Consider the following 26,324-nt stretch of genomic DNA (forward strand, 5'->3'; position numbering starts at 1 on the left):
TTAAGCCTGATGCAGACTAAAAATTAGTTGTCAAATCTGCCGTAGAAGGCATTACGGTATACGTCGGCAAGTTCGCTTACCAGCGGCAGCTTCGGATTGGCAGTTGTGCATTGGTCTTCGAAGGCTTTATCGGCCAGGTAGTCTACATTGGCTTCAAAATCCTTCGGATCGATGCCCAGTTGCTGGAAGGAATCTTCGATACCCAGTTTTTTGTTCAACTCGCGAATGGCGCTGATCAGACTGTTGATACCTTCTTCAGTCGTACGAGCCGGCAGTCCCAGAATACGGGCGATTTCAGCGTAGCGCTCGTCAGCCACAAAGTGCGAATATTTCGGGAACGAAGCGAACTTCGACGGTTTCGCTGCATTGTAGCGGATAACGTGCGGCAACAGGATCGCGTTGGTGCGTCCATGAGGTGTATGGTATTGACCGCCCCATTTGTGCGCCAAGCTGTGGTTGATGCCCAGGAATGCGTTGGCAAAGGCCATACCGGCCAGCGTCGATGCATTGTGCATTTTCTCGCGGGCAAGCTTGTCGGCTTGCAATGCGGATTTCTCCAGGTATTGGAATACCAGTTGAATAGCTTTGATAGCCAGACCATCGGTGTAGTCGCTTGCCAGGATGGACACATAGGCTTCGATTGCATGTGTCAGCACGTCCATACCCGTATCGGCAACAGCTGTTCTAGGCAAGCTGTATACGAATTCCGGATCGATAATGGCTACGTCAGGAGTAAGCTCATAATCAGCCAGCGGATACTTAACATTTGGAGTAGTTGTTTTGTCGGTAATAACCGCGAAGGAGGTTACTTCCGAACCAGTACCCGAAGTTGTAGGGATTGCAACAAATTTCGCCTTAATGCCCAGTTTCGGGAATTTGTAGACCCGTTTACGGATATCCATGAATTTTTGCTTCAGACCATCAAAGTCAGCATCCGGATGTTCGTAGAACAGCCACATTCCTTTTGCAGCATCCATAGAAGAACCGCCGCCAAGGGCGATGATGCAGTCCGGCTGGAATCTGTTCATCATGGCAGTACCTTTTTCAACTGTAGTTGTCGATGGATCCGGTTCAACTTCCGAGAACACTTCGATTGCTACAGGAGTTTGGCGTTGACGCAGGTAGTGCTCAACTCTTTCCACATAGCCCAGTTTTACCATCATCGGGTCGGTGACGATTGCTACACGAGTGATGTCAGGCATTTTGGCCAGGTATTGGGTTGCGCCTTTTTCAAAGTAGATCTTCTCTGGCAGCTTAAACCATTGCATATTCACGATACGACGATTCACCCTTTTCACGTTGATCAAGTTAATGGCGGTAACGTTCTGCGATACCGAGTTACGGCCGTAGGATCCGCAGCCCAGAGTCAGCGAAGGGATGTTCGTGTTGTAGATGTCGCCGATGGCACCATGGGTGGAAGGCGAATTTACGAGAATACGTCCGGTTTGCAGACGGTTCGAGAATTTCATGATTACTTCTTCGTTGTTGGAGTGGATGGCCGAGCTGTGACCCATACCGCCAAACTCAACAACTTGCGCCGCACGCTCGATGCCTTGGTCCGCATTCTTAACTTTGTAGCAAGCCAGAACCGGGCTCAGTTTTTCAGCGGAAAGCGGGTATTTCGTACCCACGCCTTCGAGTTCGGCGATCAGGATTTTGGTGCCTGCAGGTACTTGAATTCCGCACATTTCAGCGATTTTCACAGCGGATTGACCGACGATTGCCGGGTTAACCGCGCATTTTTCTACGTTCATCGCGCCGTTGGTCAGCTTAGCAGCTTCTTCTTTATTGACAAAGTAGCAGCCGTTAGCGATCAATTTCTTCTTCACTTGGTCGAAGATCGGCTCTTCGATGATGATGGCTTGCTCGGATGCGCAGATCATGCCGTTGTCGAATGTTTTCGAAAGAATAATGTCATTTACCGCTTGGTCAATATCAGCGCTCTTTTCAATGAAGGCAGGCACGTTACCAGGGCCTACGCCAAGAGCCGGTTTGCCGCAGCTGTATGCCGCTTTAACCATTGCAGATCCGCCTGTCGCCAGGATCAGAGCCACACCATCATTGTTCATCAGCGCGTTAGTTTTATCCATTGTCGGCTGCTCGATCCATTGGATGAGGTTCTCCGGTGCGCCGGCTTTGACAGCAGCATCATGCAGAATTTTTGCGGCAGCGGCACTACACTCTTGCGCCGATGGATGGAAACCGAATATAATAGGATTACGTGTCTTAGCGGCGATCAATGCTTTAAACATCGTGGTGGATGTTGGGTTGGTTACCGGTGTGATGCCCATAACGATTCCGACCGGTTCGGCAATTTTTTGGAAGCTATCGTAAGGGTTATCTTCAATAACACCTACAGTTTTGTCATATTTAATCCCATGGTAAATATATTCTGTAGCAAAGATGTTCTTGGTGATCTTGTCCTCATAAACACCGCGGCCAGTTTCTTCAACTGCCAGTTTCGCCAGGTACATATGCTTGTCAAGTCCGGCCAGCGCCATCGCATGAACGATACTGTCTACTTGCTCTTGATCAAGGGCCATAAAAGCTTCTTGAGCTTTCTTTGCTTTGTCTACCAGTGTCTGAATATACTCTTCTGCGGTAGGTTGTTTCACTTGGGCGGCCACTTCATTCTTTACTGCCATTTCCCTCGTCCTCCTGTCAATTTGTGTTTGTTCCTCTCTACAAAACCGATAATATCACATCAAATGCGACTTGTATAGTGAAATCTTTCACAAAGTATAAAAAATTTTTTTCTTTCATTATTAAATCGCTTACAATAAAGATTCTTTTAAGGCCATCTTACCTATATCCTTCTCTTCCATGCTTATTAAGCTTAAATTAATAGTAGATTACATTGAAGAATTCAATGCCTTTATTTGGAAAAACACATAGGTTGTCGCTTGTTAGCCGAACTATCCATGCTATTATTCCTAATTTCAATTATAAATGAGGGATATTTCCTACAAGAAGCCTTCATGCTCCGTGAGCGCCGCCGATCTCGTGACGCTTTAAAGGGTATACGCCGCCACAATAACTTCTTATATTATGATCAATCTCCGCAAAAAAATCGGAAAGCCGCGCAACAGTCCATCAGACGCTAACCGAATCTGCAAACATCCGAATTATTCAGCTGTTTAGCCGAAATACACCGCATCCTCTCGAAATGCCATTTCTTCGGGAAGGGCAAAGCGGAAACGCATTTGACCCCGATTGTATCCAAACTCGTACAGCAGCATCACCAAGATCGGAATAAGCGTTTATGTTCATGTTCTGACCCGCCTATGTCAGCTCATAAAAAGTTGTGTCTTAAATCACATTCTACTTGCCTAAGGCTTAACCTTGTTTTATATTAAAAAAAGCTGTTTATTTGGTGTCGATTAACGAATTACAGCGCTTGTCGGAAAAACCTATTAGAAATCACACTAAAAATCACGCTTTTGAAGTGAAAATAATCACAATGTTGAAAATTAGACACTTTTTCCGTGATTTTTCCACCCACAATTAAAAAATTCATTGTATAATTAATTTAAAATTTATTGAAAAACTGAGGGAATAAAGGGGGATGTCGATTATGAAAGAACATACGAATGTTATCGAAGCCCACGGAAACACTAACTGTTTCTCCGAACAAAACTTTAACAGACTGCTAGTGACGATGAAAGAACGGTTAGTTCCGGAAGGTTCTCATTTATTCTGGGAAGGCGACTACTCGGATAAGCTGTTTTATCTCAAGCGGGGACGCGTCAAGCTGACCAAATCTACGGATGAAGGCAAGGAACTCATACTTTATATGTATCAAGCCGGCGACATGGTCGGCCAAGCTGATCCTTTCTTCAGCACAAAGCACAGCTTCACTGCCGAAGTGATCGAGGAAAGCGAGGTCGGCGTAATCGAACACAAAGATCTCGAGATTCTGATCTGCCAACACTGTGATTTTGCCATCGACTTTATGAAATGGATGGGCATTCATCACCGCCTGACGCAAACCAAGTTCCGCGACCTGATGATGTACGGCAAACCGGGTGCGCTCTGCTCTACATTGATCCGTCTGAGCAATACCTACGGTGAGAAGAACGGCGAGGCCATTCTGATTAACAAAAAAATTACGCACACCGACTTGTCCAACATGATCGGCGCGACTCGCGAGAGTGTTAACCGCATGCTTAGCGATCTTCGCAAAAAAGACGCCGTGGAATACGAGAACGGCATGATCGTGATTAAAAATATCGAGATGCTGCAGGACATTTGCCACTGTGAACTATGTCCTAACGAGATTTGCCGAATCTAACATCCCAACTATTTTACCCTATTCTTTCCTCAGTGAAACATAAATTGTCCGTGATTTTGACCCATTGGTTTTCGTGGTCAAGCGCCCATTTCGGGCGCTTTTTTTCTTTTATTTCAGTAAAAAACGGCAAGCCTCCAACCAACCGGAGACTTGCCGTTTATTCTTATAATCCTTAATCCTATCGCTTGCTGCGGATGGAACGGACGGGTGAAATGGCCCAATAAGCCATGCCGACGAATACGCCGCCGCCGATTATGTTGCCCAGCGTAACCGGAATCATGTTATGCAGCCAACCGGCCCAGTTGACGGTCTCCGGATGGTTCGGCAGCAGCAGCGCCACGCTCATCAGCGTCATGTTCGCTACACTATGCTCGTAGCCGCTGGCGATGAAGGCAAGCAGACACCACCAGATCAGCACCAGCTTGGCGCCTTCGCTCTTCGCCCGGGACGACATCCAGATCGCCAGACAGACCAGCCAGTTGCACAGAATGCCGCGGAAGAACAATTCGGAGTACGGCAGGCTCATCTTTTTGGCCGCTGCGGTGAAGATTAAATGCTCAGGGGCTGCGGCCTTGAACAGTCCTGTTCCTTGCACCAGCCAAGCCAGCAGCAGCGCGCCGGCAAGGTTGCCGAGAAAGACGATAATCCAGTTCTTGATCGTATCCCAGACGCTTGTTCTGCCTGCGAGGGTGCTGGCGGCAAAGAACATGTTATTCCCCGTAAACAGCTCCGAACCGGCAAAGATGACCAGCGTCAGCGCGATGCCGAAGGTTGCTCCCATTACGAGCGGCTGGAAGGGCGACTTGGCCGCTGCCAGAGGCGCCCCTAAAGTAAATATCAGGATGATGCCGATACCAACATAAGCGCCGGCCAGCAGCGCCGCCAAAGCATAACGCGGCAGGCTTTCATTCATTTTGTCGCGTTTGGCAACCGCCGCTTCAATAATATTTTCCACACTTTGCGTAAACATGCCCCTAACACCCCATTTTTTTCTCTGAAATAACCTTAAATTCCGATAACAACGGTATCTCCGTCAACACGAACCGGATAAGCCGCCGCCTGCCCCTTATCGGGCGCTTGAACCTCACCGGTGCGAAGATCGATCTTCCAATCGTACAGCGGGTCGTACAGGTAATGCCCGGATACGATTCCCTCGGCTAGAGGGCCGCCTTTGGGATGCGGATTGCGGTTCTCCAGAGCGTAGAACTCGTCCTCCGACGTGCGGAATACGGCCAGCTCTTTGCCTTCAATGTTGATCACCCGGCCGATTTGCTGCAGATAGTCCTCCACCTTGCCTGCGGCATGGGTTTGTCTTGCTGTTCCCGTCGCTTCAAACAGCGCAGAGCGTGTCGCGCCGTCGTTCAGCATTTTTTTCCATGGATCTTTGACCTGGGTCAAGGCGAAGTCAATCCGCTGCGCAAGCGCCTTGCGTTCCTCTTCGTTGTCCAGAATGACTGTCTTGATATGGTCCAGCCCCATTCGTTCCACCCATTCCGATGTTCTTTCCAGGTAATTGCCGGTTTCACGGTAGTACTGCATAACGGCGGAGCAGATCTCCACCAATTCATCGTCCGTCTTTACTTTGCAGAAGGAATCCGCAATCCGTGGCTTAATGCCGCCGTTGCCGCCGATGAACACTTCCCAGCCTCCGTCGTTGCCGACAATGCCGATGTCCTTCGTGCAGGATTCCGCGCAGTTCCGCGGGCAGCCGTTCACGGCCATTTTAAATTTGGCGGGGAAGTCAAGCCGCTCATACTTCCGCTCCAGCAGCGCTCCCATACTCATTGAATCCTGAGTGCCGAACCGGCAGAACTGAGAACCGACACAGGTCTTGACTGTCCGCAGCGATTTAGCGTACGCATACCCGGAAGGCATATCTAGCTCTTCCCATACTTTAGGCACATCCTCTTTCTTGACGCCGATCAGATCCAGACGCTGCCCGCCGGTCACTTTGACAACCTTAACATCATACTTGATGGAGACGTCGGCAATTTTCTTCAGATCTTCGGGAGTTGTCACGCCGCCGTACATCCGCGGAACAACAGTGAAAGTGCCGTCTTTCTGAATGTTGGCGCTCATCCGTTCGTTGACGAAGCGCGATTCCTTCTCGTCTTTATGCGTATCCGGATAGATCATGCCGAGATAATAGTTGACCGCCGGACGGCATTTCGAGCAGCCTTCTTCCTGTTTCCAGCCAAGGACGTTCATGACCTCTTTAGTCGTTGTCAGTCCTTTGGCCCGGATTTCGGCCACAATTTCATCCCGGCTGAGCGTCGTACAGCCGCAAATTCCGGTCTTCGCGCTCTGCTCGAAGCCGTCGCCAAGCACGTATTGCAGAATCTGTTCCACGACCGGCTTACAGCCTCCACAGGATCGGGTAGCGCCGGTGCTGGCCTTGATTTCGTCTACGGTCGTAAAGCCGTTCTCGGTGATGGCGTCCACAATCGCCTTCTTGGTCACGCCGTTGCAGCCGCAGACAATTTCCTCGTCAGACATGCTTTCGACAGACGCCGTCTTCTTGGCCCCGCCTCCGCCGCAGCCGCCGGTGCCCATAACGTCCGCATAGATGTCGTCGGTCATCTCCGCTCCCTGCTTCACCAGCTTCTGCAGGCTGGCCGATTCCGTCACATCGCCGAACAGAACGGCCCCGACGATAATGTTGTCTCTAAGTAAAATTTTCTTGTAGGTTCTCTTCCAATCATCCTTGGCGGAAATCACCGTATGCTCCGGCGTATCGATGAATTCTCCGGCCGAGAAGACGTCCACGCCGGAAATCTTCAGCTTGGTTGAGACGACCGAACCCTCATAAGTCTTGGTTTCCACGCCGCATAAATGCTTTGCAAGCACGCTTCCCTGTTCGAACAGCGGGGCTACCAGACCGTAGCAGACGCCGCGATGCTCGGTGCATTCGCCGACGGAATACACATCCGCAAGAGATGTCTGCAAATAGTCGTTAACCACGATGCCCCGGTTCACCTCAATGCCGCTGTCCTTCGCTACAGCCACATTCGGCTTGATGCCGACAGCCATAACCACGAACTGCGCCTCCAGCTCCGTACCGTCGCTGAAGCGCAGACCGCTAACCCGCTCATCGCCGGTCAACTCCACCGTCTGCTTGCCCATGGCGAACTTGACGCCCTGGCGCTCCAGTTCCGCTTTCAGCATCGAAGCGGCGGTATGGTCCAGCTGGCGCTCCATCAGGTCTTCCATCAGATGGACGACCGTAACGTCCATGCCAAGGTTAACGAGTCCCTTCGCCGCTTCCAGCCCAAGCAATCCGCCGCCGATGACAGCCGCTTTGCTATATTGCTTCGCGGCTTCCAGCATAGCTTCGCAGTCGGCGATGTCGCGGAAGCCGACGACGCCTTCCTTGCCGCTTCCCGGGATCGGCAGAATGAATGAATTCGACCCGGTGGCGATAATGACTTTATCGTAATCGACGGTCAATCCATTCGATGCGATTACCTGCCGCTTGTCTCCGTCTATGCGGGTTACCGTAGTTCCCGTATGCAGAGTAATGCCGTTATCCTTGTACCAGTTCCAGTCGTTCAGGATAATATCGTCCACTGTTTTGCTTCCTTCAAGGACGTAGGACAGCATAATGCGGTTGTAGTTCGGGTGAGGCTCGCTGCCGAAGACTGTGATGTCATATGCGCCGCCAAGCTTCAAAATCTGTTCGATGGTACCGACACCTGCCATGCCGTTGCCGATCAGTACTAATTTTTCTCGATTCGATGTCATTGTCAGGTCCTCCCTCAAAAGCTTCCTTAATCAACTCTCATGCTTAATAACGGAATTATACTGTTTAAATTTTAACTAGATGGGTGACCACAGTCACTCCAATAGTGAATATTTTCACATCAATCTGTAACAAATATTGTTATTTACCCTCTTGACATACGAGAAATAGCCGATTTCCCAAGGACAATCCAGGAAAATCGGCGTTAATTAAAGCTGAAACTAGGCTTGATATCTCGGGAACAGGATGTTGTTCTCCAGATGAACATGCTCGAAGGTCATACCTTCCAATTCTTCCAGCCGCGTATAGGTCAGACGATAGGTTGTGCAGGCATGCTCAGGTGGGGTGTAGTCGCCGGTAACTTCGCGAAGCTGTCTCAAGATGTTCCCCGCGGCATTATGCTCCTCTTCCAAATGGTGAAGAGCCTCCCGCAGCGCAGCTAAAGATTGTTCGTCCCCTTTTTGCTCGTAGGCAAGAATACTCGGAAAATCCTGCGCTTCTTCCTTCGCCGTATGCTCCAGCAATTCGTCCTTCAACTGGTTGAATAGGTGGTATACCTCGGCCAAATGCGGAGCGCCTTCGCCGTGCGCATGAAATACCTTGGCAACATTCTGTCCGATCAGCGGCAGCTCTTCACGCAGATAGCTGTGATGCTTGCTCACAATATGGCCGATCAGCGCTTCGGACGACGCCCCGTTCCACACGGTTTCTTCTTCCAGAACAGGGTGCTCCTCCACCAGCTTGTACAAATCGCCGATGACAGCGCCTGCATCTAAACCGCGCTCGTCCGCCGCCGCCCGAAGCGGCTTGGCGCCGCCGCAGCAGAAATCGATTTTGTTCGCTTTGAAGTAGTCCGATGCTTTGGGGAACTGCAGCACAATATCTCTTACCATCGTATCACTATTGAATAAAGGTTGTTTGATACTCATTATGGCTCCTCCTTAGGGGTGCTGGTTTATCTTCTACTCCACCTTAACCCCTAAAAGAGAGCTTACGTGTGATTGGAATCACGGTAAATCCATCAACATATTGAACAGATATTATTGCACAAAGGCTTCCATGTACGTGCGCTTGCCCGCAGCGTCCTTCAAGTAAGGCCCGAGTCCGGCAAATTTGGCCTGATTGACATACACGCCGGTCATCCATCTTCCTTCCGTCAAACCGCCATCCCATTGAAGCACAAGGTCCGGAGCCGCAACCCATTCCTGAAAGACGCGAATACCCGTGTCCGTGTAGGCTTTGCATGGCTTATTAAGCTCCCGAAAACGGACGTCATTGACATAGGTGGGCACAAAATAGGCCGATATGGTCTCCAAATCATCACCATCCAGAAAGGTCTCGGCACCAAGAAACGGATGAAGCATCAGCGTTTTTTCAAACAGCGACCAGATTACCGCCTGAAGTATCAGACTCTGTCTTCTGCCGTTATGAAACGTGTAGGTACGCCGCTGATCCGATATGCCTCTGTTACGTTCCGGTTTACCTTGTTCCTGCTCCAGACAGTGTCGCTCACAGCCGATGCATTTCCAACCCAAGGGCCCTTGAATCCATTTCTGAAATACCGTACCGGCTTCACCGTTACCTTTGTACAGAGAAGAGATAATGCTGTAGGGCACTCCAATCGTAGCGTTCCATAAAGAGGCGGGAATATGGCTGTGCAGCATGAACAGCGTCTTATCATAAATGAGCTGCACCTTAACAGATGCCGTTTCCAGCTCGGCGACATCCTCTTTTCCATAACCTACCTCACGTGAGAGCAGGGTGGTCTTCATCTTAGCTCGCCTCCCTCAATTTCCCGCAGGGCGGGGGAATTTATTTAGTAAGCGCTTCCAACGAGCGAGGAACAGTCGTTTTTTCTATTATATTACTTCTTTATGTCCAATGTGCAAATTTTTTCTCGAAAAAGAAACGGTAAAAAATAACATACCCGTCATTCCTGGAATGGCGGGCGGTTTGCTCCTATTGACCCCGGCACTTCGCCTGGGGGATACCAAGTCGCTTTTTAAATGCTTGGGTTTATTCCAAACTCTCCAATTGATCCGCATAGCTATATAAAATATCAGGCACATAAATACCTTGTTCAATAAATGACTTTCCAAATTCACTCATGATTTGTCTCAACTCTTCAAAAGATAACGGCATATCGTTCTTAAGCCAGTCCACTATGATCGTAAAACCTCCGGCAATTTGATACTTTATTGAATATTTAAAATGTAATTCATTTAATTTGTCTGCAGCCCCCGTATCTTCTTTGTTATACAGATGTACTAAAAATTTTATAAATTCCTCAATTCGTTCAAATAGTAAATAATCAGGTACAGCTTTGATGATTTTTAGTATAGGGTCACGATGCTTCTTTAAATGCGCAAACAGGAGATTCGTTAGAACCTCATTCTGATTATTGCCCTGCCATTTTTTTATTATAGTTAAACGCTCCTTAAATATATCATTTAGATATTGGATAATGATGTCATCTTTACTTTTATAATTCCTGTAGAAAGTCTGTCTGGCGACTCCTGCTTTTTTGGTTATGCTGGTAATTTTAATCTGATCATACGGTGTGGTCTCCAATAATATCAGCATCGCTTCAAAAATCCACTCTCTTGTTTGATGCAACACTTTCACCTCTTTTGTCTATTTTCGCGGATAAAGTCTCTAGTGAAATTGCACTCCATTTTTACATATACTATAATTAATACCATCACTTGGTACAATTCTAATACAAATGGAGGCTGATTGAAGTGAAAAAAACTCATATTGCTATGATTAATATTCCTGCTTACGGGCATATCAATCCCACACTTGCCGTTGTATCGGAGCTCGTCCAAAGAGGCTATAAAGTGACTTATCCGGCAACAGAAAAGTTTATACCGGATATTGAGCAAACGGGGGTTTCGGTTATTCCCTATCATTCGGCCTCAATGGATATTTTAGATCAAATAAGTCATGTTAAACAAATCACTGAAGCCATAAGCAGCAATGCGGAAAATCTCCCCATGAAATTCATTGAAGAAGCGATATCCACATATTATGAATTAGAGCAGATATATGCGGATGATCTTCCGGATTTAATTCTGTTTGATTTTATAGCGTTAGCCGGAAAATTGTTTGCCGCAAAGCACGGCATAGAAGCGGTACGGCTGTTTTCTTCCTATGCGGAGAATGAGCATGTATCGGCGTTACCTGAGGTTTCGGACGAGATCAAGAATGAATTGGCGGCAAAGCTCAAGGATTTTGCGGAGAAGGAAGGGATTCCGGTTGCATCCTTTATGGATTTATTCATTCCGGAGAAATTAAATATTGCCTTTATGCCTCGGGCTTTTCAGGTTAAAGGCGATCAGTTTGACGAACACTTCCTTTTTGTTGGACCGTCTATTGGCAAACGCAGCTACGATGAGAGCTTGCCGATTGATGAAAATAATGAGCGCCCCGTCATGCTGATATCGCTGGGTACGATTTTCAATCCATGGCCGGAATTCTATAACATGTGCATCGAAGCATTTGGCGGCTCCAATTGGCAGGTCGTCATGTCCACAGGATCTAAGATCATTCCGGAAAGTTTGGGGGACATTCCAGATAACTTTATTGTGCGCCAGCAGGTCCCGCAGCTTGAAATTCTTCCTCATACCCGGTTGTTTATCACCCATGGCGGCATGAACAGCACAATGGAAGCGTTAAGTAACGGCGTGCCCTTGGTCGTCTTACCGCAGATGCATGAGCAGGAAATTACCGCCCGCCGCGTAACGGAATTGGGACTGGGGCAGCATTTTCTGCCGGATGAAGTAACCGTTCAAGTGTTACAGACAGCGGTTCAAGAAGTTTCCGAGGACGAGCAGTTGCAACAGCGTGTGTATGACATGCAGAAGAATATTCAAGAAGCCGGCGGAGCTCAAAAAGCCGCTGAAGCCATTGAAAAGCTGTTACACAGCCAAAAAAATACACAAGTTACACACTAAAGATTTTTTTGCAAAAACATAGAGGAGGATGTGAAAAGATGTCAAAAGTGCTTTTTTTAAGCGTCCCTGCTCACGGTCATGTCAATCCTACACTGGGATTAGTCAATGAATTAGTAAATCAAGGCGAGGAAGTTACTTATTTTTGTGCAGCGGAATTTAAAGAGAAGATCGAAAAGACAGGCGCTGAATTTAAAAGCTATCAAGTAGAGTCGCCCCTGTTCAACGGTAGACACAACACGCCGCAAAACATGGGGTTAGAGAAGTTGTTTGACTCTATTAATGAAATGCTCAAGTCAAGCGATAAGATGATAGAAGATGTTTTAGATCAAATTAAGGATAGAAAGTTCGATTATATTATGTATACGGCGATGTATCCTTTTGGAAATGTGATGGCTCAAATCTTGAACCTTCCTTCGGTGTCTTCTTTTGCCGTGTTTGCTACTCCGAAGGAACTTATGGCCCAGCACAAAGAATTCGCCAATGAAGAGCTTATAAGAAATCATCCCGTTATGGAAACTTACAAAACAGTTGCAAAACGATTAAAGGAAGTCTATAACGTGGAACTGGCCGATAACCCGATGGGTTTATTTTTCAATAAAGGTGACATCAATATTGTCTATACTTCCAAATATTTCGTTTCCCATCCTGAATATTATGACGACAGCTTTAAATTTATCGGCCCTCCAATCTATGATCGGCAGGAAAATTTGGATTTCCCATTTGAACAATTAGAAGGTAAAAAAGTCATCTACATCTCATTAGGCACAGTGTTTAATAAAGACAGCAAGCTGTATGAAATTTTCTTTAAAACTTTTGCCGACACCGATGCTGTTGTGGTTATGACGGCATACAATGTGGATTTATCCGAATTTGAAATACCTGACAACTTTATTGTAAGAAATTTTGTGCCTCAATCGGAGATTTTAAAATATACCGATGTGGCGATCACTCATGCGGGGATGAACAGTACCAGTGACTTACTCTATCATGAAGTGCCTTTTGTGGCGATACCTATAGGCGCGGACCAGCCTTATATGGCGGGAAGATCTGCGGAACTCGGAGCGGCCATTTCTCTCGATAAGGATACACTTACTCCGGAACGATTAAAGGATTCGGTGGAAAAAGTGTTAAACGATCCAAGCTATGCTGAAAATATCAAGAAAATAAGTGATTCTTTTAAACAGGCCGGCGGTTATAAAAAAGCGGTTGAAGAGATTTTAAAATTAAAAAGCGAACGAGGTATTCTCGTATAAAACACGATGTCTAGTGCTAGATTGAATCGCTACTCAAAAAAAACTGGCGCCGATTGATTCGACGTCAGTTTTCTGCTTGTTTTGCGGCCGGCCCCGCCTTTATTTTACCCACTGTTCCGCCCATTTCTGAATCTGCTCCATGACAGGTTCCAGCGCGCGGCCTTTGTCCGTCAGCTCGTATTCGATCCGCACAGGCGTCTCCGGATAGACATGCCGCTCCAGAATGCCTTCGCTCTCCAGATCCTTCATCCGTTCCGACAGCATTTTATCGCTCATCAAGGGAATAAGGCCGGATATGTCCTTAAAGCGTTTCGGTCCGCTCATCAATGTCTTAATAATGAGGCCGTTCCACCGTTTGCCCAGAAAAGAAAATGCCGTCTCGAAGCGGGGACATAACGCCAACTGATGCTCTTCCATTGTTCTCACCTCTCGCTAAAAAACTTACATTTAGTTAGTACATATAATTTTACCATATTACGTTCCTGCTGAACATTGTTTTCCAAAAAAAGTTTGTTCGCATCCATCAAAAGCCGCCGCTACCGGCCGCGTTCCCCCTGCGCTCTTGCCGCTATCGCCTCCGTGATAACAAAAGCCAGGTCGTCGTTTCCATATAACGAAAGCACTCCGAGCACCGTATCATCTGATATAAAACCGGACTCGTCCGCCGGCACAGTCAGCGCAAGTGCTCTGGCAAGCTGTTCATTGCCCTGCTGCTGCGGGTAAGCCTGCAAATAGAGGACTTCCGGATCAAGACCGTTATTTACGCACCATTGGGCGAATACGAGGATCATCATTTCTTCATCGCGCCTATAGCTTTCCACAATTTGGTCTTCCACCGATTTACGGTAATCGTCCATTCTCTCTCCCCCTTTCTAGCTGTTCTGTACAAGTTTCTCCCCTTGCAGAAGCTGCCGCTTCATATCTAATGAACTATTATACCCTGCGGAGTCAATCCGACAAATGAGTTTTCTTCTATTCTTCAATTTTTTTCAGTATGATGGGTGAAGATGAATCGGAAAGGACATATTACAATGAGAAAATGGCTGCTGGCGCTGTGTTATGTTTCGGGCTTGGGCGCCGCGTTTATCTACAGATATACCATTCTGGCCTGGCTGGGCCAGGACGGGCATGCTCTGCTCTCGATCCTGGCAGCGGCCGCGCTGGCTATGTTCCCGGTCGTGCCGTACAAAGCCGTTATCGGACTGTTCGGATATGTTTACGGAAGTCTAGCGGGCGGAGTGATGTGCTGGCTGGCGACAACGGCGGCCGCAGCGCTGATGTTCGGCGGCGTCAAATGGCTGTTTCCGGAAAAAGGACGCGCTTATTTGTCTTCGATCCCGGCGCTGGACAAATTCACGGCTGCCGTTCAGCGGCGGCCCTTCGCTTCGGTAGTTGCAGCCCGCCTGCTGCCGATTATCCCGCAATCGGCGGTCAATGTGTATGCCGCCGCAGCCGGGCTGCCCTTCTGGAGCTTTATCCTTGCTTCAGGTCTGGGCAAAATCCCGGGCATCGCGCTCTTTGCCTTTCTCGGCGGCAGCGCCCGGGAGCATCCCGCAGCCGCCGGAATAGCCGCCGCGCTGTACATTGCGGCGCTTCTATTGTTCGGCCTTCTACTAAAAGGCGGCAGACACCGGAACAAACGTTCAGCCTGAAGCTTTACGGCTTGTTGGCACAACGCACTTAGATGGTTTATAATTAAATTGTGGTCTATTTAATTGCTTCATTTGACAGGAGGGACAACTATGACTGACAATCCGACTAACCGAGCAGGCTCCCGCACCGAAAAAGCGACATTCGCTGGCGGCTGCTTCTGGTGTATGGTCTCCCCGTTCGAGGAGCTGCCCGGCATTATCGACGTCGTCTCCGGCTATACCGGAGGGCATACGGTCAATCCGACTTACGAAGAAGTCTGCTCCGAAACGACGGGCCATGCGGAAGCCGTGCAAATTACATTCGATCCCGATATTTTTCCATACAGTAAGCTGCTTGAGCTGTTCTGGCAGCAGATTGATCCGACGGATGAAGGCGGCCAGTTCCATGACCGAGGCTCCTCCTACCGGACGGCGATCTTCTATCACAATGAGGAGCAGCGCAAGGAAGCCGAGGCATCCAAGCTCGCAACCCAGCACAGCGGCCGCTTCTCGGGTCCGATTGTGACGCCTATTGTTCCGGCCGGGGTCTTCTATCCTGCGGAAGAATATCATCAGGGCTATCACCGCAAAAATCCGGGCCACTATAAACGCTACCGAAAAGCCTCCGGCCGGGAAGCCTTTATTGAGAGCCATTGGCCGCATAAAGAGGACAAGCAAAGTCTGAAGCAGCGGCTTACGCCACTGCAATACGAGGTCACACAGAATAATGCCACGGAATCCCCGTTTCAAAATGAATTTTGGGATCATCACGGAGAAGGCATTTATGTGGACATCGTGTCCGGAGAGCCGCTTTTTAGTTCCAGGGATAAATATGATTCCGGCTGCGGCTGGCCCAGCTTCACCCGCCCGCTCCGCGACTATTCAGTGAAAGAAAAGACCGATCTCAGCCACTTGATGATCCGCACGGAAGTACGCAGCAGAGAAGCGGATTCACATCTCGGCCATGTTTTTAATGACGGACCGGGCCCGGATGGTCTTCGCTACTGCATCAATTCCGCCGCGCTGCGCTTCGTTCCGAAGGAGAATCTTGAACAGGAAGGTTATGGCGAATACCGCGTCTTATTTCAATAGAACGCTTTCCCTATAAAGCGGGAATGTAACAAAAGCCTCTGAACGGGTTTCTCGCCCGCCCCAGAGGCTTGTTCTCTTACTTGTCTTCCGGCGGTTCCAGCGCCTGCGGCACATCTCCGGGCTCATCTTCCCCGTCCTTCCGGCTTTGTCCGGCCGTTCCTCCGTATGCCCCCTCTTCTTTACGCCGATTGGCTTCCCGAATCAGCTGCGAAGCCTCTTCGCGGCGGCGATGGCGTCTTGAGCGGCGGACCCAGAGCAGCGCGGCCAGAATGAGACCGGCTCCGATCAGTACCGGCAACGCCCCGGCCAGGAAGATAAAGATCCCCTCTAATCCCTTGGCGATGGCATTTAGGGTTCCGCGCAGCGCGTCAGAGGCTCTGCCAAATAGCGATTGCGGCTCTTCCTTACGCATATTTAAGGTACTCTCGTCCGGCTGATACAGTCGCAGCTCCACCGTCGAGTACAGTACATTTTGATCGATATAGCGCATTCTTCCCTTGATCTGCTCAATCTCCTCCTGAACCTTGCCAAGCTCGTTGGCAAACGACACAAGATCCGTGGCTTTGGTCGCCTGTTTCATAAATTCGACATACTGGGATTCCAGCAGCTGCTTCGCCTTCAGGCGCGCTTCAAGGTCGACATACTCTTCAGAAACGTCCTGACCCTCGATGCTGCGCTGGAGCGATTCATGCTTGACTTTCTCCAGACTATCCAGAAAAGAAGAGAAGCCGGAAGCAGGCACCTTCACGACAAACGTGCCGCCATGCTCGGAACCAGTCATCGTTTCCGTGAATCCGAGAATGTAGCCCCGGGCGAGATTGATCATATTTCGCACTTCCGTCTGCGCTTTCTCGTAATTTTCCACTTCCATGTTGAGATTGGCATGGTAGATCAGTTTCTTGTTCAGCCCAGCGGCTACATCGCCGGACGCGAAACCGCCGGAGCTGCTGACGGTTTGTTCTGCGGGGGAGTCGCTTGCAAGCTCTTTACCGCTCCCCGATCCGCTGTCTTGCGCGGTTTTGGCTGAATCTGCAAGACCGGCGGCGATGGGAGCCCCCTCGCTGACCGCGTTCGAATCAAATGAGACGCTTTTGTTCATCATGGAATTTGCAGCCTTATCCGCGCTCCCGGCGCTGCCGCCCGAACTGCAGCCAACCAGCATGAAAGACAACAGCAACAGCACCGTTACCATGTAATACAGACTTCGCTTCAACATCCGAATCCCCCCAATTTATCTGCTGTCTGATATTTAATCTCCAGACGTTTCCAGACCCTGAAAGGTTGCGGAGTACGAATCTTTCTTTAGCGGCTTCAACGGAAGGGTTCAATGGGGGCCTGCCAGATCACTGGAATGATCGCTTGGTATAAATCAAGAGGTATGAGGAAAACCTACTAACGTTAGGAGGTGAATACTTTATGGCAAAAGATGTGCTTTGCGAAGTGAACACCTGTACTTATTGGGCCAATGAAAACAAGTGTAATGCCGAGTCAATCTTCATTGCTTTCAACAATGTGAGACAAGCTTCCCGCTCCGAAGAAACAGATTGCGACACGTTTAAAAAGAAATAGGGTATGGATATAAAAAGCAATAAACCGGGATCGGATTCCCGGTTTATTCTTTATAAGCCGATCTTTCGCAAGTTACGGCTGAGTCGCCCGAGCTTTCTTTCTGGCATCCTCAGCAGCCGCCACCATATTTCGCAGCGATGCCTCCGTCTCGTTCCAGCCCCGCGTCTTCAGTCCGCAGTCCGGATTGATCCAGAACTGCTCCGGATGCAGCACCCGCAGCGCCCGGTCGATGCCGGTCTTCATTTCTTCCACCGCCGGAACCCGCGGGCTATGGATGTCATATACTCCAAGGCCGATCCCTTTGTCGTATTCCATTTTCTCAAAGCTTGCAATTAGCTCGCCATGGCTGCGCGAAGTCTCAATCGAAATAACATCCGCATCCATATCGGAAATGGAATCGATCATATCGCCAAATTCGCAATAGCACATATGGGTATGGATTTGCGTCGTGTCCCGGACGAGATTCGTGGAAATCCGGAAAGCTTTTACAGCCCAGTCCAGATAATGCCTGCGGTCCTTCTCCTTGAGTGAAAGTCCTTCGCGCACCGCCGGCTCGTCCACCTGGATCATCTCCACCCCGGCGCTTTCGAGCGCCAGCACCTCCTGCCGCAGCGCGAGCGCAATCTGGTTCGCTACCCGCTCCCGGCTTAGATCGTCGCGCACGAAGGACCAGTTCAGAATCGTGACCGGCCCGGTCAGCATGCCCTTTACCGGAAGCTTCGTCAAAGACTGCGCATAGACGCTTTCCTTGACGGTCATCGGTTCGGTGAAAGCGACATCGGCGTAGATCACCGGCGGCTTGACGCAGCGGGAACCGTAGGATTGCACCCAGCCATTCTGCGTGAACAGAAATCCATCCAGCTTCTCCCCGAAGAACTCCACCATATCGGTTCGTTCAAATTCGCCGTGCACCAGAACATCCAGACCAATCTTCTCCTGAAGAGCGATGGCGTCCGCAATTTGCCGGCGGATAAAATCATCATAGACTTCCTGGCTCAGCTCGCCCTTGCGCCATTTGAGCCGCGCCTGCCGGACCTCCGGCGTCTGCGGAAAGCTGCCGATTGTCGTTGTCGGCAGCAGCGGCAGGCGCCACTTATCCTGCTGGCGCTTCGCCCGCTCGGCATAGGCCGGGCTTCGCCGATCGGGCAGCTCCGCCAGGCCGCGTTCAAGCTCCGCCACATCCGCGCGGCTGCGCTCGGGCAGCTTGCGGAAGGCGGCCAGCGCAGCCTGCGCCTCGGCTAACGAAGCCCCGGCGGCGACGCGCCCCTCAAGCAGCGCCCGTTTCAGCAGCGCAAGCTCTGCCAGCTTCTCATCGGCGAAGGCCAGCGCGCTGCGCACCTCCGGCCTCAACTTCTCCTCGCTGCGCACCGTCACAGGCACATGCAGCAGGCTGCTGGACGGCTGCAAAATCAGCTTGCCCGCCGGGACGAGGGCAGCGAGCCGCTGAGCCAGCGCCAGCTTGTCATCCGGGTCGCAGCGCCAAATCCCGCGCCCGTCAATCACTCCGGCTCCAAGCGTCTTGTCCTCCGGCCAGCCCAGACGCTCGATCGCTTCCAGATTGCCCCCGCCGTCGTGTACAAAATCGAGTCCGATGCCCTGCACTGGCAGCTTCAGCAGCGCTTCAAGCGGCTCGGCAGACTCGAAATACGTCTGCAGCATAATGGAGAGTCCCGGAACAGCGGAATGAAGCGCGCCGTAAATCTCGCTTAGAAGCTCAATATCCTCTTCCTGAAGCCCGGTCACTACCGCAGGCTCGTCTATTTGAACCCAAGCCGCCCCCTCCCGCTCCAGCTCCTGCAGCAGCTGCACATAGACCGGCAGAAAGCGCTGCGCCACACTGCGGATTTCCGAAAGGGCAAAGCCCTTGGACAGCTTCAGGAACGTATAGAGTCCAATGACCACGGGCTTGCCGTCAATGCCCGCCTGCGATTTGGCGAACCGGTACGCGGCAAGCGGTTTGTTCTCCGTTAGAACAGGCTTAAGATCCCCGATCTCCGGCACGATGTAGTGGTAATTCGTATTGAACCATTTCGTCATCTCGCATGCCGCCGCCCGGGAATTGCCGCGGGCCAAGGCAAAATACAAATCCAGTCCGGCAGGCCCTCCCTCATACCGGTACCTGGGAGGCACAATACCGAACATGACGGCCGTATCCAGCACATGATCGTAATACGTGAAATCTCCCACGGGAATCAGATCGATGCCCGCCTCCTGCTGCTTACGCAGATTTCCCAGCTGAATGCGATCCATTTCCGCATGCAGCTGTTCCTCGCTAATCCGTCCCGCCCAGTAAGACTCCAGCGCTTTTTTCCATTCCCGGTTCACGCCGATTCTTGGATATCCGAGATTGCTTGTTCTTGCCTGAGTTGTCATTTCCATGTTCCTCCTATTCGACTTGTCCTGCCGTAATCTTTCAAAAAAACATCATATACCGTTGTTTAAGGAAGTGAAATCTTATCCCCTTGGAAGGCCCGCTTCCTATTTCGCATAAACGATCCAACAAAAAGGCGTCCTTCCTTAAAAGCCCAAGAGGAAAGACGCCTACGTTAATCTCACGTTTGCGATCTAACACCTCCCTATCTCCCGTAGGTACAGCAGTGCGTCGAAACAGGCAGGTCTCCTGGCTGCGGCGTCATCGTCATCAGCGGCCTTCCCGTCAGCGCCGGGCTGACAGTGGCATAAGATGGCTGAAGAACTCTTCCGTTACAGTGGCGGGACCGCGTCGGCTTTGCACCGAGCTTCCCTTTTAAGCTCCGGAATTCTCTATTCCGGCAAGCACCTGTTTCCGTTATTTTGTGAATGTTGGATTGGTTAATGAGTACAACATTTATGTTACGGCAAGACCCTGCGGCCCGCAATAGGAGATAGGGATTCTGGTTATATCGAAACCTGATAACCGGTTAAAAGAAAATAATATAAACGACGGCGGCCAGCACAATGCGGTAGATGGCGAATGGCAGCAGCTTGATCCGGTTGATCAGCTTCAGAAAGAACCGCATCGACAGCAGCGCGAACACGAAAGCGCTGATAAACCCGGCGATAAAGAACGGCAGCGCATCCAGCGTAAAATACTGCCAGTTCTTGTAAAGCGAGATCAGGCTTGCGCCGGCCATGATCGGCACAGCCATAATAAAGGTGAAGTCGGCGGCGGCCCGGTGGCTCAGGCCAAGCAGGACGCCTCCCGAAATCGTCGAGCCGGAGCGGGAGAAGCCGGGCCAGAGCGAGACACACTGGATTAGCCCCACCGCAAGCGCTTGCCCATATGTAATCTGGTCAACACTTTGCGTCCTGGCGCGCTTCGGAGCAAATAAATCCGCGCAAATCATAAATAGGGCGCCAATTACCAGACCGATCAGCACGGTTGATGTCGAGAACAGATATTCATCAATATAATCTTCGAATAACATTCCGAGCAGACCGGCAGGAATGAGACCCGCAATAACTTGCCCAAGCTTCAGACGGCCCCCGGTCTCTACCTGCGGCTGGTCGTCCGGGACCGGTTCAAGCGATCCCTTGCTAAAGCGTTTCAGTCCGAGCAAATCAATAAAACGATTCCTGAAAATGACGACAACCGCAAGAATTGAACCAAGCTGAATCACGACTTTAAATGTATTAGCCGTGTATTTTCCGAGAAACTCCTGCGATTTCAACCACATATCATCGACAATAATCATGTGCCCTGTAGAAGATACCGGAGCGAATTCGGTCAGGCCTTCGACCAGACCAAGTACGATGGCTTTAATAATGGCTAGCAGATCCAAGCTTACGCCTCCTCAATGATTAGATTTGTACTATTTTTTCTTTATACTGTAGCTTAAACACTGTATGTTATTTCTGAAACTTGCAGCCCTATTTTTCAGGGTCAGAAGCTCTAACAGCACCCTCTTCCATTTGACTTCCAGACTTGCGAACGCCCCGGGTACATATGCAATAATGAAGGAATAGATTTCACATGACGGAATAATGTTGGGAGGATGTCCATTGCTTGCACGCCTGCGCGCATTCATATCCGCCTGGAAGGATTATCCCAGGGAGCAAGGGGAGCTGATCGGGCAGCGTTACGAGGTGCTCTCCCGGATCGGCATGGGAAGCTACGGACTGGCTTACCGCTGCCTGGATAAGCGGGAGGGACGCCAAGTGGCCGTCAAACAGGCCAAACCGAGCAAACGGGATGCTGGAAAGCAGATGCTGAAGCGGGAACGGGATATCCTTAAGCAGCTGGATCATCCCTATATCCCGGCCTGCAGAGATTATTTTGAGGAGAACGGCTCTGCTTGGCTGGTTACTGATTATATTGAGGGTTACACATTGGAACAGCTGATTTTCGAGCAGGGATGCATATTTCGGGAACAAGACACCCTTCGCTTCGTCTTGAGCTTGATGGAACGGGTGAACCATGTGCATGAACGCGGCTTCGTGCACCTTGATCTCCGCATTCCCAACATCATTCTCCGGGGAAATGATATTTACTTAATCGATTTCGGTCTGGCCCGGCGGATTGAAGACGACTCCCTATGTAATAATGGAGAAGCGGAGCGGGACAAGGACGGACTGCCAAAGCGCATGCCCGCGTCTATACAATCGGATTTGCATGACATCGGACATCTTATGCTGTTTATGCTGTATTCCGGCTATACTCCCACGCCTGGCGGCGCCGAGCGAAGCTGGTCCGAAGAGTTGGAGCTTACGGCGGGCGTGCAGCGCATACTGCTGAGACTGCTTGACGAGGAATCGAATCCATACGCAAAGACGCGGGAGTTCATTCGGGATGCCCGGCAGGCATTATCCGTACTGGACTCCTAGCCGACCTGAATGAATAACAAGAAACGGATGCCTCCCTAAATTAGGGTTAGCATCCGTTTCTTATTTACTACATTTTAAGAAGCGAAATTTCAGCTTGAACTTCCATATCTGTTCTTGTAATAACCGTGGCCGTGACCGCTCCCGTAACCGGGTCTGCGGCTTGAGGAATTTCCGTAATGCATCGGTCTCCGGTAAGCATCGGAAGAAGCTCCGTGTCTTTCGTGTTTCGAGTGTCCGACGGAGTGAATGAGTTTGTCGATCAGTCTCCTAAGCATGCTGTTTCCTCCTTTTATTCGGATACTGTATAGCTACAGGATTGGCATCCTTACAACTTCTATACGTAGAGAAAGCCAGCCGGTTTCGGCTGACTTCAATTGATTCTTATAATTTTCCCGTGGCAGCGGCTTCTTTACGGCCCACAAGCGCAGGCTGAACCTGCAGCTTGTTCTTTCCGCGTTTCGGCTTGCCAAGCGAAGTTGTCAACGTGATAACCTGCCCGGCCACGATCACCGCCATCGCCGTATACATCGTTTCTCTGAGCGGCATATAGAAGAGTGACAGCAGCAGCACGAAAATGTCCATAATAATGAACACAGTGCCGACCTTGATCCCCTTCCATTCGCTGATCAGCAGCGATAAGATGTCGTCTCCGCCGCTAGCGCCTCCGCATCGCAGCACCAGTCCCGCGCCAATCCCCGTCAGCAGTCCGGATAGCAGCGCTGCCAGCGCCAGATTGTCATGGAAATTAAGCACCAGTCCGGAATAGCGCTCCATTAGTCCGTAGAACACAGTGAACGAGCCTATGGAAATGAATGTGTTGCAGACAAATCCCTTTCCTTTGAGCACCAAGGCTGCGAGCAAAACCGGAAGATCAAGCAGCAGCACGGTGACGGAAGGCGACAGTCCCAGAACATACTTGCCGAGCAGCGACAGCCCTACGAACCCGCCCTCGGTCAGATGATTCTGATAATTGATGTGATAGTAAGTAAAGCTAAGCAGCAACGTTCCGAGCAAATTAATCGTTAATTGTAGCGGCAGACGAACACCGCTGTTATGGTTCCTCATACAGGCTCCCCTTATCGTAAATGGCGGCTAGACGTCCCACCAACCTCTACGACGGGGTGAACCGGTTGTCTTTCTCCTTCGCATACCTATTCCCTTCCTTCGTAGAGGCGGCTGGTTGTCAACTGACTGTGCACACACCTTCTACAAGGAAGCTAAGTATAAGATAGATCATAACGTTTCCAAATCGTCCTTTGGGGAATCGTCCTTCGGGGACACATGGTATCCTGATCCTTTCGATTTTGTTTTGAATACTGATTCCAGTATACCACAGAATAAGCCATTTCCAAACAAGAAGACAAGTTTTTCCAGAAAAAAGTACAAGCTCAGCTGCGCAGCAGCCTGTTCACCGTCTCCCTGCGGACGCCGATCAGCTGTCCGATCTCTTCCTGGGTCAGCAGGTCGGTCAATGGGACCCCATGCGAATAATCGCGCAGCCATCCGATCAGCAGCTCCAGCCTCTCGGCAGGCGCCCCGACCGTAAGATGATCCAGCCGGGTCTGCATGAACCTTACCTTCTCCTGCAGCAGAAGGGCCACCTCCATCGCTTTACCGGGCTCCTCGCGAAGCTGGCGGTACCATTCCGGCGCCGGGATATACTCTACTTCACTGCTCATCAGCGCAGTGGCCGTCCCATGAGCCTCTTTAGGTGAGATAAGCGAATGATGAGGCACCGTCTCGCCGGGATAAAGAATGTTGAACAGCACGATATTCCCATTCTCGTGAAGCCTTGTCACTTTGAATAGACCGCTCTTGATATGGTACAGCGTATCACAGCCATCTCCCTGCCTGAATAAAATCTCCCCTTTATGCAGTATCATCCCATAATTCTCCTTTAGCCAGTGATTGTTCGATTAATCAAGTATAATCAATATGCACCTTCCTGCTCAAGAAGCCTGGAAAATACATCCCTCCCCGCCTATTCCGTCTTTGCTCTTTGCAGCATACTTTGTAGCATACGACCAGATGAAGCGGGTGAGAGAAGATGGCAAATAATAAAAACATCCAACGCCTCCCCCAGGAAGAGGAACTGTCCGCAGAAGATTACGCCATCATCGCTGCGGCGCTGAGCGCTTTGGGCGATTTCTTCTTTTTCTTGTCCCTCGTAAAAGGAAAGGAAACGACTCAGGCTGAAAAAAAGAGGAAAACAAAATAAAGATGAAAGCAAGGCTGTCCTCCAGTTCGATTCATTCGGGGAGACAGCTTGTTTGGCATGTCCGCCATTCCTTTCCTGAATTGTACCCGGCGGTTACAAACCTGGAATCGGGTTTAACTATTAAGTAGAGTCGGCATAGTAGTGAAGCCGCCATACATACTATTCGGTACAAATTAGGAGGTGCGGCCATTGCTGCTGCAGAACAAGTTTTTTCGTACCACGCTTGGAATCATATTTCTTCTGCTTATCCTTTATCTCGGCTCCAAGGTTATCGTTCTATTCTCGCCTATTGGAACCATCATTAATCTTCTGCTCGTGCCGATGATGCTCTCGGGGTTCATGTATTATTTGCTTCGCCCGCTGGTCAATTATCTGGAAAAAAGAAAGCTCAAGCGCCCGATCGCCATTTTGCTCATCTATGCCGTATTTATTGCTCTGTTCGCTATTTTCTGGGTCGCCGTCTGGCCGACGCTGCAGGAACAAATCCAGAATTTTATCCGAAATGCCCCGTATCTTGTCCAGGATATCCAGACCCAGTTTGACCGTCTGCGTGAGGACCCTTTATTTGCGCGGTTCTTCCGCGGAGAATCGGATCTGACCGTCCGGCTGACCGAATACCTGCAAAACGCGGTAACCTGGGTGTCGAACTCCATCAGCAATCTGATTACTGTCATCTCCAATATTGTCGTCGTTGTGGCCACACTGCCGATTATTTTGTACTATATGCTGAAAGACAGCCATAAGCTGCCCCCTATTCTGCTCGGCCTGGTCCCGCGAAAATACCGCAGTGAAGGTCAGGAGACACTGGAGCAAGTCGATTCGGCGCTCAGCAGCTTCATCGTTACGCGGGTAATTCTGAATCTGATTCTGGGCCTCACCCTGTTCATTGGATTTCTTGTGATCGGTTTGCCGTATGCCCTGCTGCTTGCCCTCGTATCGGTTCCGCTGAACTTTATTCCCTATGTCGGCGCCATCCTTGCCTCGATTCCCGTCGTCATTGTCAGTTTTATTGAATCACCCATGACCGCCTTGTGGTCTCTGGTCGTTATCGTCGTCTCGCAGCAAATTCAGGATAACCTGCTCACGCCGATCATTTATGGCAAATCTCTGGATATCCATCCGCTGACTACGGTAATCCTTGTACTTATCGGCGGAGAATTCTACGGTATTATCGGTGTGCTGATCGCGCTGCCGGTCTATATGACCGTCAAAATTATTTTTCTGCGGGTATACGAAATTATCGTTGCGGAGCGGACGAACGAAACGTAATGGAGGCCTGTTCCAATACTGTAAAAAGAGCCCTGCCTGCATGATTCGCAGACAAGGCTCTTTGAGGTTGCCGGCTTAAGCCGCGCTCTAGCCTCTTAGCGAGCGGACGACAAACAGATGCGTCCCTTTCATCAGCGTTCTTCCGTCCTCTAAAGTAACCGATCCCTTCGTATGGGAACCAAGGGTGGTATTAAGCGCAATCAGCCGATCACCCTTCCAGACCGTGACCGCCGACTTGAAATAGACGGCATTATCGAACTGCAGCCGGTCTTTCAAAATATAGCCGACGGAATGAAGGACCGGGGGGAGCGCTCTTTCTTTGGGAGCGAGCGCCTTGATAATCGCAATATCCCGGATAGGGATTCCGGCTTCATGATGCCCGATCACAACGCGCCCCGCAGCGCTGTCCCATTTGCGGAGCACACCTCTCAGCGTGATGTAAGGAGGCTTTCCTAGATACGCAATAACCGGCTTGCCTACCCAATGTCTCATTCCAACGCCTC

24 protein-coding genes and 1 riboswitch are annotated in these 26,324 nt (G+C 50.2%); of the genes, 9 read left to right on the forward strand and 15 right to left on the reverse strand.

Going from position 1 to position 26,324, the window contains the following annotated elements; all coding sequences use genetic code 11:
* Positions 1-23: 23 nt before the first annotated feature.
* Entirely contained in the window at positions 24-2,645 is a 2,622-nt protein-coding gene (gene adhE, locus VK70_RS14055; RefSeq protein WP_025700320.1) for a bifunctional acetaldehyde-CoA/alcohol dehydrogenase, read from the reverse strand.
* A gap of 929 nt (positions 2,646-3,574) precedes the next feature.
* Here adhE and VK70_RS14060 point away from each other — a divergent pair.
* A complete protein-coding gene (locus VK70_RS14060) occupies positions 3,575-4,291 on the forward strand; it encodes a Crp/Fnr family transcriptional regulator (protein ID WP_025700322.1) in 717 nt (238 codons plus the stop codon).
* A gap of 178 nt (positions 4,292-4,469) precedes the next feature.
* On the opposite strand, the gene VK70_RS14065 is transcribed toward VK70_RS14060, so the two are convergent.
* The 5 genes from VK70_RS14065 to VK70_RS14085 form a co-directional block, all read right to left on the reverse strand.
* A complete protein-coding gene (locus VK70_RS14065) occupies positions 4,470-5,261 on the reverse strand; it encodes a formate/nitrite transporter family protein (protein WP_025700323.1) in 792 nt (263 codons plus the stop codon).
* Between the two features lie 35 nt (positions 5,262-5,296).
* A complete protein-coding gene (gene nirB, locus VK70_RS14070) occupies positions 5,297-8,032 on the reverse strand; it encodes a nitrite reductase large subunit NirB (RefSeq protein ID WP_025700324.1) in 2,736 nt (911 codons plus the stop codon).
* Positions 8,033-8,251: 219 nt separating this feature from the next.
* Positions 8,252-8,959 (reverse strand): iron-sulfur cluster repair di-iron protein, encoded by a 708-nt coding sequence (gene ric, locus VK70_RS14075; RefSeq protein ID WP_036643097.1) that lies wholly within the window; start codon positions 8,957-8,959, stop codon positions 8,252-8,254.
* Positions 8,960-9,070: 111 nt separating this feature from the next.
* A complete protein-coding gene (locus VK70_RS14080) occupies positions 9,071-9,802 on the reverse strand; it encodes a hypothetical protein (RefSeq protein ID WP_025700326.1) in 732 nt (243 codons plus the stop codon).
* A 244-nt stretch (positions 9,803-10,046) separates the two neighbouring features.
* Positions 10,047-10,646, reverse strand: coding sequence for a TetR/AcrR family transcriptional regulator (locus VK70_RS14085; RefSeq protein WP_025700328.1), 600 nt, complete (start codon positions 10,644-10,646; stop codon positions 10,047-10,049).
* Between the two features lie 125 nt (positions 10,647-10,771).
* On the opposite strand from VK70_RS14085, the gene VK70_RS14090 reads away from it, so the two are divergent.
* Both VK70_RS14090 and VK70_RS14095 read left to right on the forward strand, forming a co-directional pair.
* Positions 10,772-11,986, forward strand: a complete 1,215-nt coding sequence (locus VK70_RS14090) for a macrolide family glycosyltransferase (RefSeq protein ID WP_025700329.1) — start codon at positions 10,772-10,774, stop codon at positions 11,984-11,986.
* A 38-nt stretch (positions 11,987-12,024) separates the two neighbouring features.
* Positions 12,025-13,239, forward strand: a complete 1,215-nt coding sequence (locus VK70_RS14095) for a macrolide family glycosyltransferase (RefSeq protein ID WP_025700331.1) — start codon at positions 12,025-12,027, stop codon at positions 13,237-13,239.
* 99 nt (positions 13,240-13,338) lie between these two features.
* On the opposite strand, the gene VK70_RS14100 is transcribed toward VK70_RS14095, so the two are convergent.
* Positions 13,339-13,656 (reverse strand): winged helix-turn-helix transcriptional regulator, encoded by a 318-nt coding sequence (locus VK70_RS14100; protein WP_025692322.1) that lies wholly within the window; start codon positions 13,654-13,656, stop codon positions 13,339-13,341.
* Positions 13,657-13,775: 119 nt separating this feature from the next.
* On the reverse strand, positions 13,776-14,096 hold the full coding sequence (locus VK70_RS14105; protein WP_025700333.1) for a hypothetical protein: 321 nt from the start codon (positions 14,094-14,096) through the stop codon (positions 13,776-13,778).
* Positions 14,097-14,270: 174 nt separating this feature from the next.
* Between VK70_RS14105 and VK70_RS14110 the strand changes: the two genes are divergently transcribed.
* The gene (locus VK70_RS14110) at positions 14,271-14,891 is read left to right on the forward strand and encodes a TVP38/TMEM64 family protein (RefSeq protein WP_046724280.1); all 621 of its coding nucleotides are present in this window, start codon (positions 14,271-14,273) and stop codon (positions 14,889-14,891) included.
* A 90-nt stretch (positions 14,892-14,981) separates the two neighbouring features.
* Positions 14,982-15,962, forward strand: a complete 981-nt coding sequence (msrB, locus tag VK70_RS14115; RefSeq protein WP_025697612.1) for a peptide-methionine (R)-S-oxide reductase MsrB — start codon at positions 14,982-14,984, stop codon at positions 15,960-15,962.
* Positions 15,963-16,038: 76 nt separating this feature from the next.
* On the opposite strand, the gene VK70_RS14120 is transcribed toward msrB, so the two are convergent.
* Positions 16,039-17,178, reverse strand: coding sequence for a DUF4349 domain-containing protein (locus VK70_RS14120; RefSeq protein ID WP_025697615.1), 1,140 nt, complete (start codon positions 17,176-17,178; stop codon positions 16,039-16,041).
* Positions 17,179-17,378: 200 nt separating this feature from the next.
* Between VK70_RS14120 and VK70_RS27230 the strand changes: the two genes are divergently transcribed.
* Entirely contained in the window at positions 17,379-17,531 is a 153-nt protein-coding gene (locus VK70_RS27230; RefSeq protein WP_081754946.1) for a DUF1540 domain-containing protein, read from the forward strand.
* Between the two features lie 72 nt (positions 17,532-17,603).
* Here VK70_RS27230 and metE read toward each other — a convergent pair whose 3' ends face one another.
* Both metE and VK70_RS14130 read right to left on the reverse strand, forming a co-directional pair.
* Positions 17,604-19,904 carry a 5-methyltetrahydropteroyltriglutamate--homocysteine S-methyltransferase gene (gene metE / locus VK70_RS14125; protein ID WP_046723423.1) on the reverse strand — a complete coding sequence of 767 codons (2,301 nt, stop codon included), beginning with the start codon at positions 19,902-19,904 and terminating at the stop codon, positions 17,604-17,606.
* Positions 19,905-20,124: 220 nt separating this feature from the next.
* Positions 20,125-20,329, reverse strand: a riboswitch (cobalamin riboswitch).
* A gap of 102 nt (positions 20,330-20,431) precedes the next feature.
* Positions 20,432-21,292: an undecaprenyl-diphosphate phosphatase gene (locus VK70_RS14130; RefSeq protein WP_025694701.1), complete on the reverse strand. Its 861-nt coding sequence runs from the start codon at positions 21,290-21,292 to the stop codon at positions 20,432-20,434.
* Positions 21,293-21,512: 220 nt separating this feature from the next.
* On the opposite strand from VK70_RS14130, the gene VK70_RS14135 reads away from it, so the two are divergent.
* The gene (locus VK70_RS14135) at positions 21,513-22,334 is read left to right on the forward strand and encodes a serine/threonine protein kinase (RefSeq protein ID WP_025694702.1); all 822 of its coding nucleotides are present in this window, start codon (positions 21,513-21,515) and stop codon (positions 22,332-22,334) included.
* An 89-nt stretch (positions 22,335-22,423) separates the two neighbouring features.
* On the opposite strand, the gene VK70_RS27235 is transcribed toward VK70_RS14135, so the two are convergent.
* The 3 genes from VK70_RS27235 to VK70_RS14145 form a co-directional block, all read right to left on the reverse strand.
* A complete protein-coding gene (locus tag VK70_RS27235; protein ID WP_081754766.1) occupies positions 22,424-22,609 on the reverse strand; it encodes a hypothetical protein in 186 nt (61 codons plus the stop codon).
* Positions 22,610-22,715: 106 nt separating this feature from the next.
* On the reverse strand, positions 22,716-23,399 hold the full coding sequence (locus tag VK70_RS14140) for a YitT family protein (protein ID WP_025694703.1): 684 nt from the start codon (positions 23,397-23,399) through the stop codon (positions 22,716-22,718).
* 323 nt (positions 23,400-23,722) lie between these two features.
* A complete protein-coding gene (locus VK70_RS14145; RefSeq protein WP_046723427.1) occupies positions 23,723-24,217 on the reverse strand; it encodes a Crp/Fnr family transcriptional regulator in 495 nt (164 codons plus the stop codon).
* Positions 24,218-24,381: 164 nt separating this feature from the next.
* Between VK70_RS14145 and VK70_RS28560 the strand changes: the two genes are divergently transcribed.
* Together VK70_RS28560 and VK70_RS14150 are read left to right on the forward strand one after the other, a co-directional pair.
* Entirely contained in the window at positions 24,382-24,552 is a 171-nt protein-coding gene (locus tag VK70_RS28560) for a hypothetical protein (RefSeq protein WP_169733324.1), read from the forward strand.
* Positions 24,553-24,741: 189 nt separating this feature from the next.
* Positions 24,742-25,821: an AI-2E family transporter gene (locus VK70_RS14150; protein ID WP_025693677.1), complete on the forward strand. Its 1,080-nt coding sequence runs from the start codon at positions 24,742-24,744 to the stop codon at positions 25,819-25,821.
* Positions 25,822-25,908: 87 nt separating this feature from the next.
* Here VK70_RS14150 and VK70_RS14155 read toward each other — a convergent pair whose 3' ends face one another.
* Complete coding sequence (locus tag VK70_RS14155; protein WP_025693678.1) at positions 25,909-26,313, reverse strand: hypothetical protein; 405 nt, start codon at positions 26,311-26,313, stop codon at positions 25,909-25,911.
* Positions 26,314-26,324: the final 11 nt, after the last annotated feature.

The organism is Paenibacillus durus ATCC 35681 (assembly GCF_000993825.1).
Taxonomy (GTDB): Bacteria; Bacillota; Bacilli; order Paenibacillales; family Paenibacillaceae; genus Paenibacillus_AQ; species Paenibacillus_AQ durus_B.

Coding starts and splice junctions, on each gene's coding strand:
- adhE (WP_025700320.1), bottom strand. CDS start 2,645: ATGGCAGTAAAGAATGAAGTGGCCGCCCAAGTGAAACAACCTACCGCA.
- VK70_RS14060 (WP_025700322.1), top strand. CDS start 3,575: ATGAAAGAACATACGAATGTTATCGAAGCCCACGGAAACACTAACTGT.
- VK70_RS14065 (WP_025700323.1), bottom strand. CDS start 5,261: ATGTTTACGCAAAGTGTGGAAAATATTATTGAAGCGGCGGTTGCCAAA.
- nirB (WP_025700324.1), bottom strand. CDS start 8,032: ATGACATCGAATCGAGAAAAATTAGTACTGATCGGCAACGGCATGGCA.
- ric (WP_036643097.1), bottom strand. CDS start 8,959: ATGAGTATCAAACAACCTTTATTCAATAGTGATACGATGGTAAGAGAT.
- VK70_RS14080 (WP_025700326.1), bottom strand. CDS start 9,802: ATGAAGACCACCCTGCTCTCACGTGAGGTAGGTTATGGAAAAGAGGAT.
- VK70_RS14095 (WP_025700331.1), top strand. CDS start 12,025: ATGTCAAAAGTGCTTTTTTTAAGCGTCCCTGCTCACGGTCATGTCAAT.
- VK70_RS14100 (WP_025692322.1), bottom strand. CDS start 13,656: ATGGAAGAGCATCAGTTGGCGTTATGTCCCCGCTTCGAGACGGCATTT.
- VK70_RS14105 (WP_025700333.1), bottom strand. CDS start 14,096: ATGGACGATTACCGTAAATCGGTGGAAGACCAAATTGTGGAAAGCTAT.
- VK70_RS14110 (WP_046724280.1), top strand. CDS start 14,271: ATGAGAAAATGGCTGCTGGCGCTGTGTTATGTTTCGGGCTTGGGCGCC.
- msrB (WP_025697612.1), top strand. CDS start 14,982: ATGACTGACAATCCGACTAACCGAGCAGGCTCCCGCACCGAAAAAGCG.
- VK70_RS14120 (WP_025697615.1), bottom strand. CDS start 17,178: ATGTTGAAGCGAAGTCTGTATTACATGGTAACGGTGCTGTTGCTGTTG.
- VK70_RS27230 (WP_081754946.1), top strand. CDS start 17,379: ATGGCAAAAGATGTGCTTTGCGAAGTGAACACCTGTACTTATTGGGCC.
- metE (WP_046723423.1), bottom strand. CDS start 19,904: ATGACAACTCAGGCAAGAACAAGCAATCTCGGATATCCAAGAATCGGC.
- VK70_RS27235 (WP_081754766.1), bottom strand. CDS start 22,609: ATGCTTAGGAGACTGATCGACAAACTCATTCACTCCGTCGGACACTCG.
- VK70_RS14140 (WP_025694703.1), bottom strand. CDS start 23,399: ATGAGGAACCATAACAGCGGTGTTCGTCTGCCGCTACAATTAACGATT.
- VK70_RS14145 (WP_046723427.1), bottom strand. CDS start 24,217: ATGATACTGCATAAAGGGGAGATTTTATTCAGGCAGGGAGATGGCTGT.
- VK70_RS28560 (WP_169733324.1), top strand. CDS start 24,382: ATGGCAAATAATAAAAACATCCAACGCCTCCCCCAGGAAGAGGAACTG.
- VK70_RS14155 (WP_025693678.1), bottom strand. CDS start 26,313: ATGAGACATTGGGTAGGCAAGCCGGTTATTGCGTATCTAGGAAAGCCT.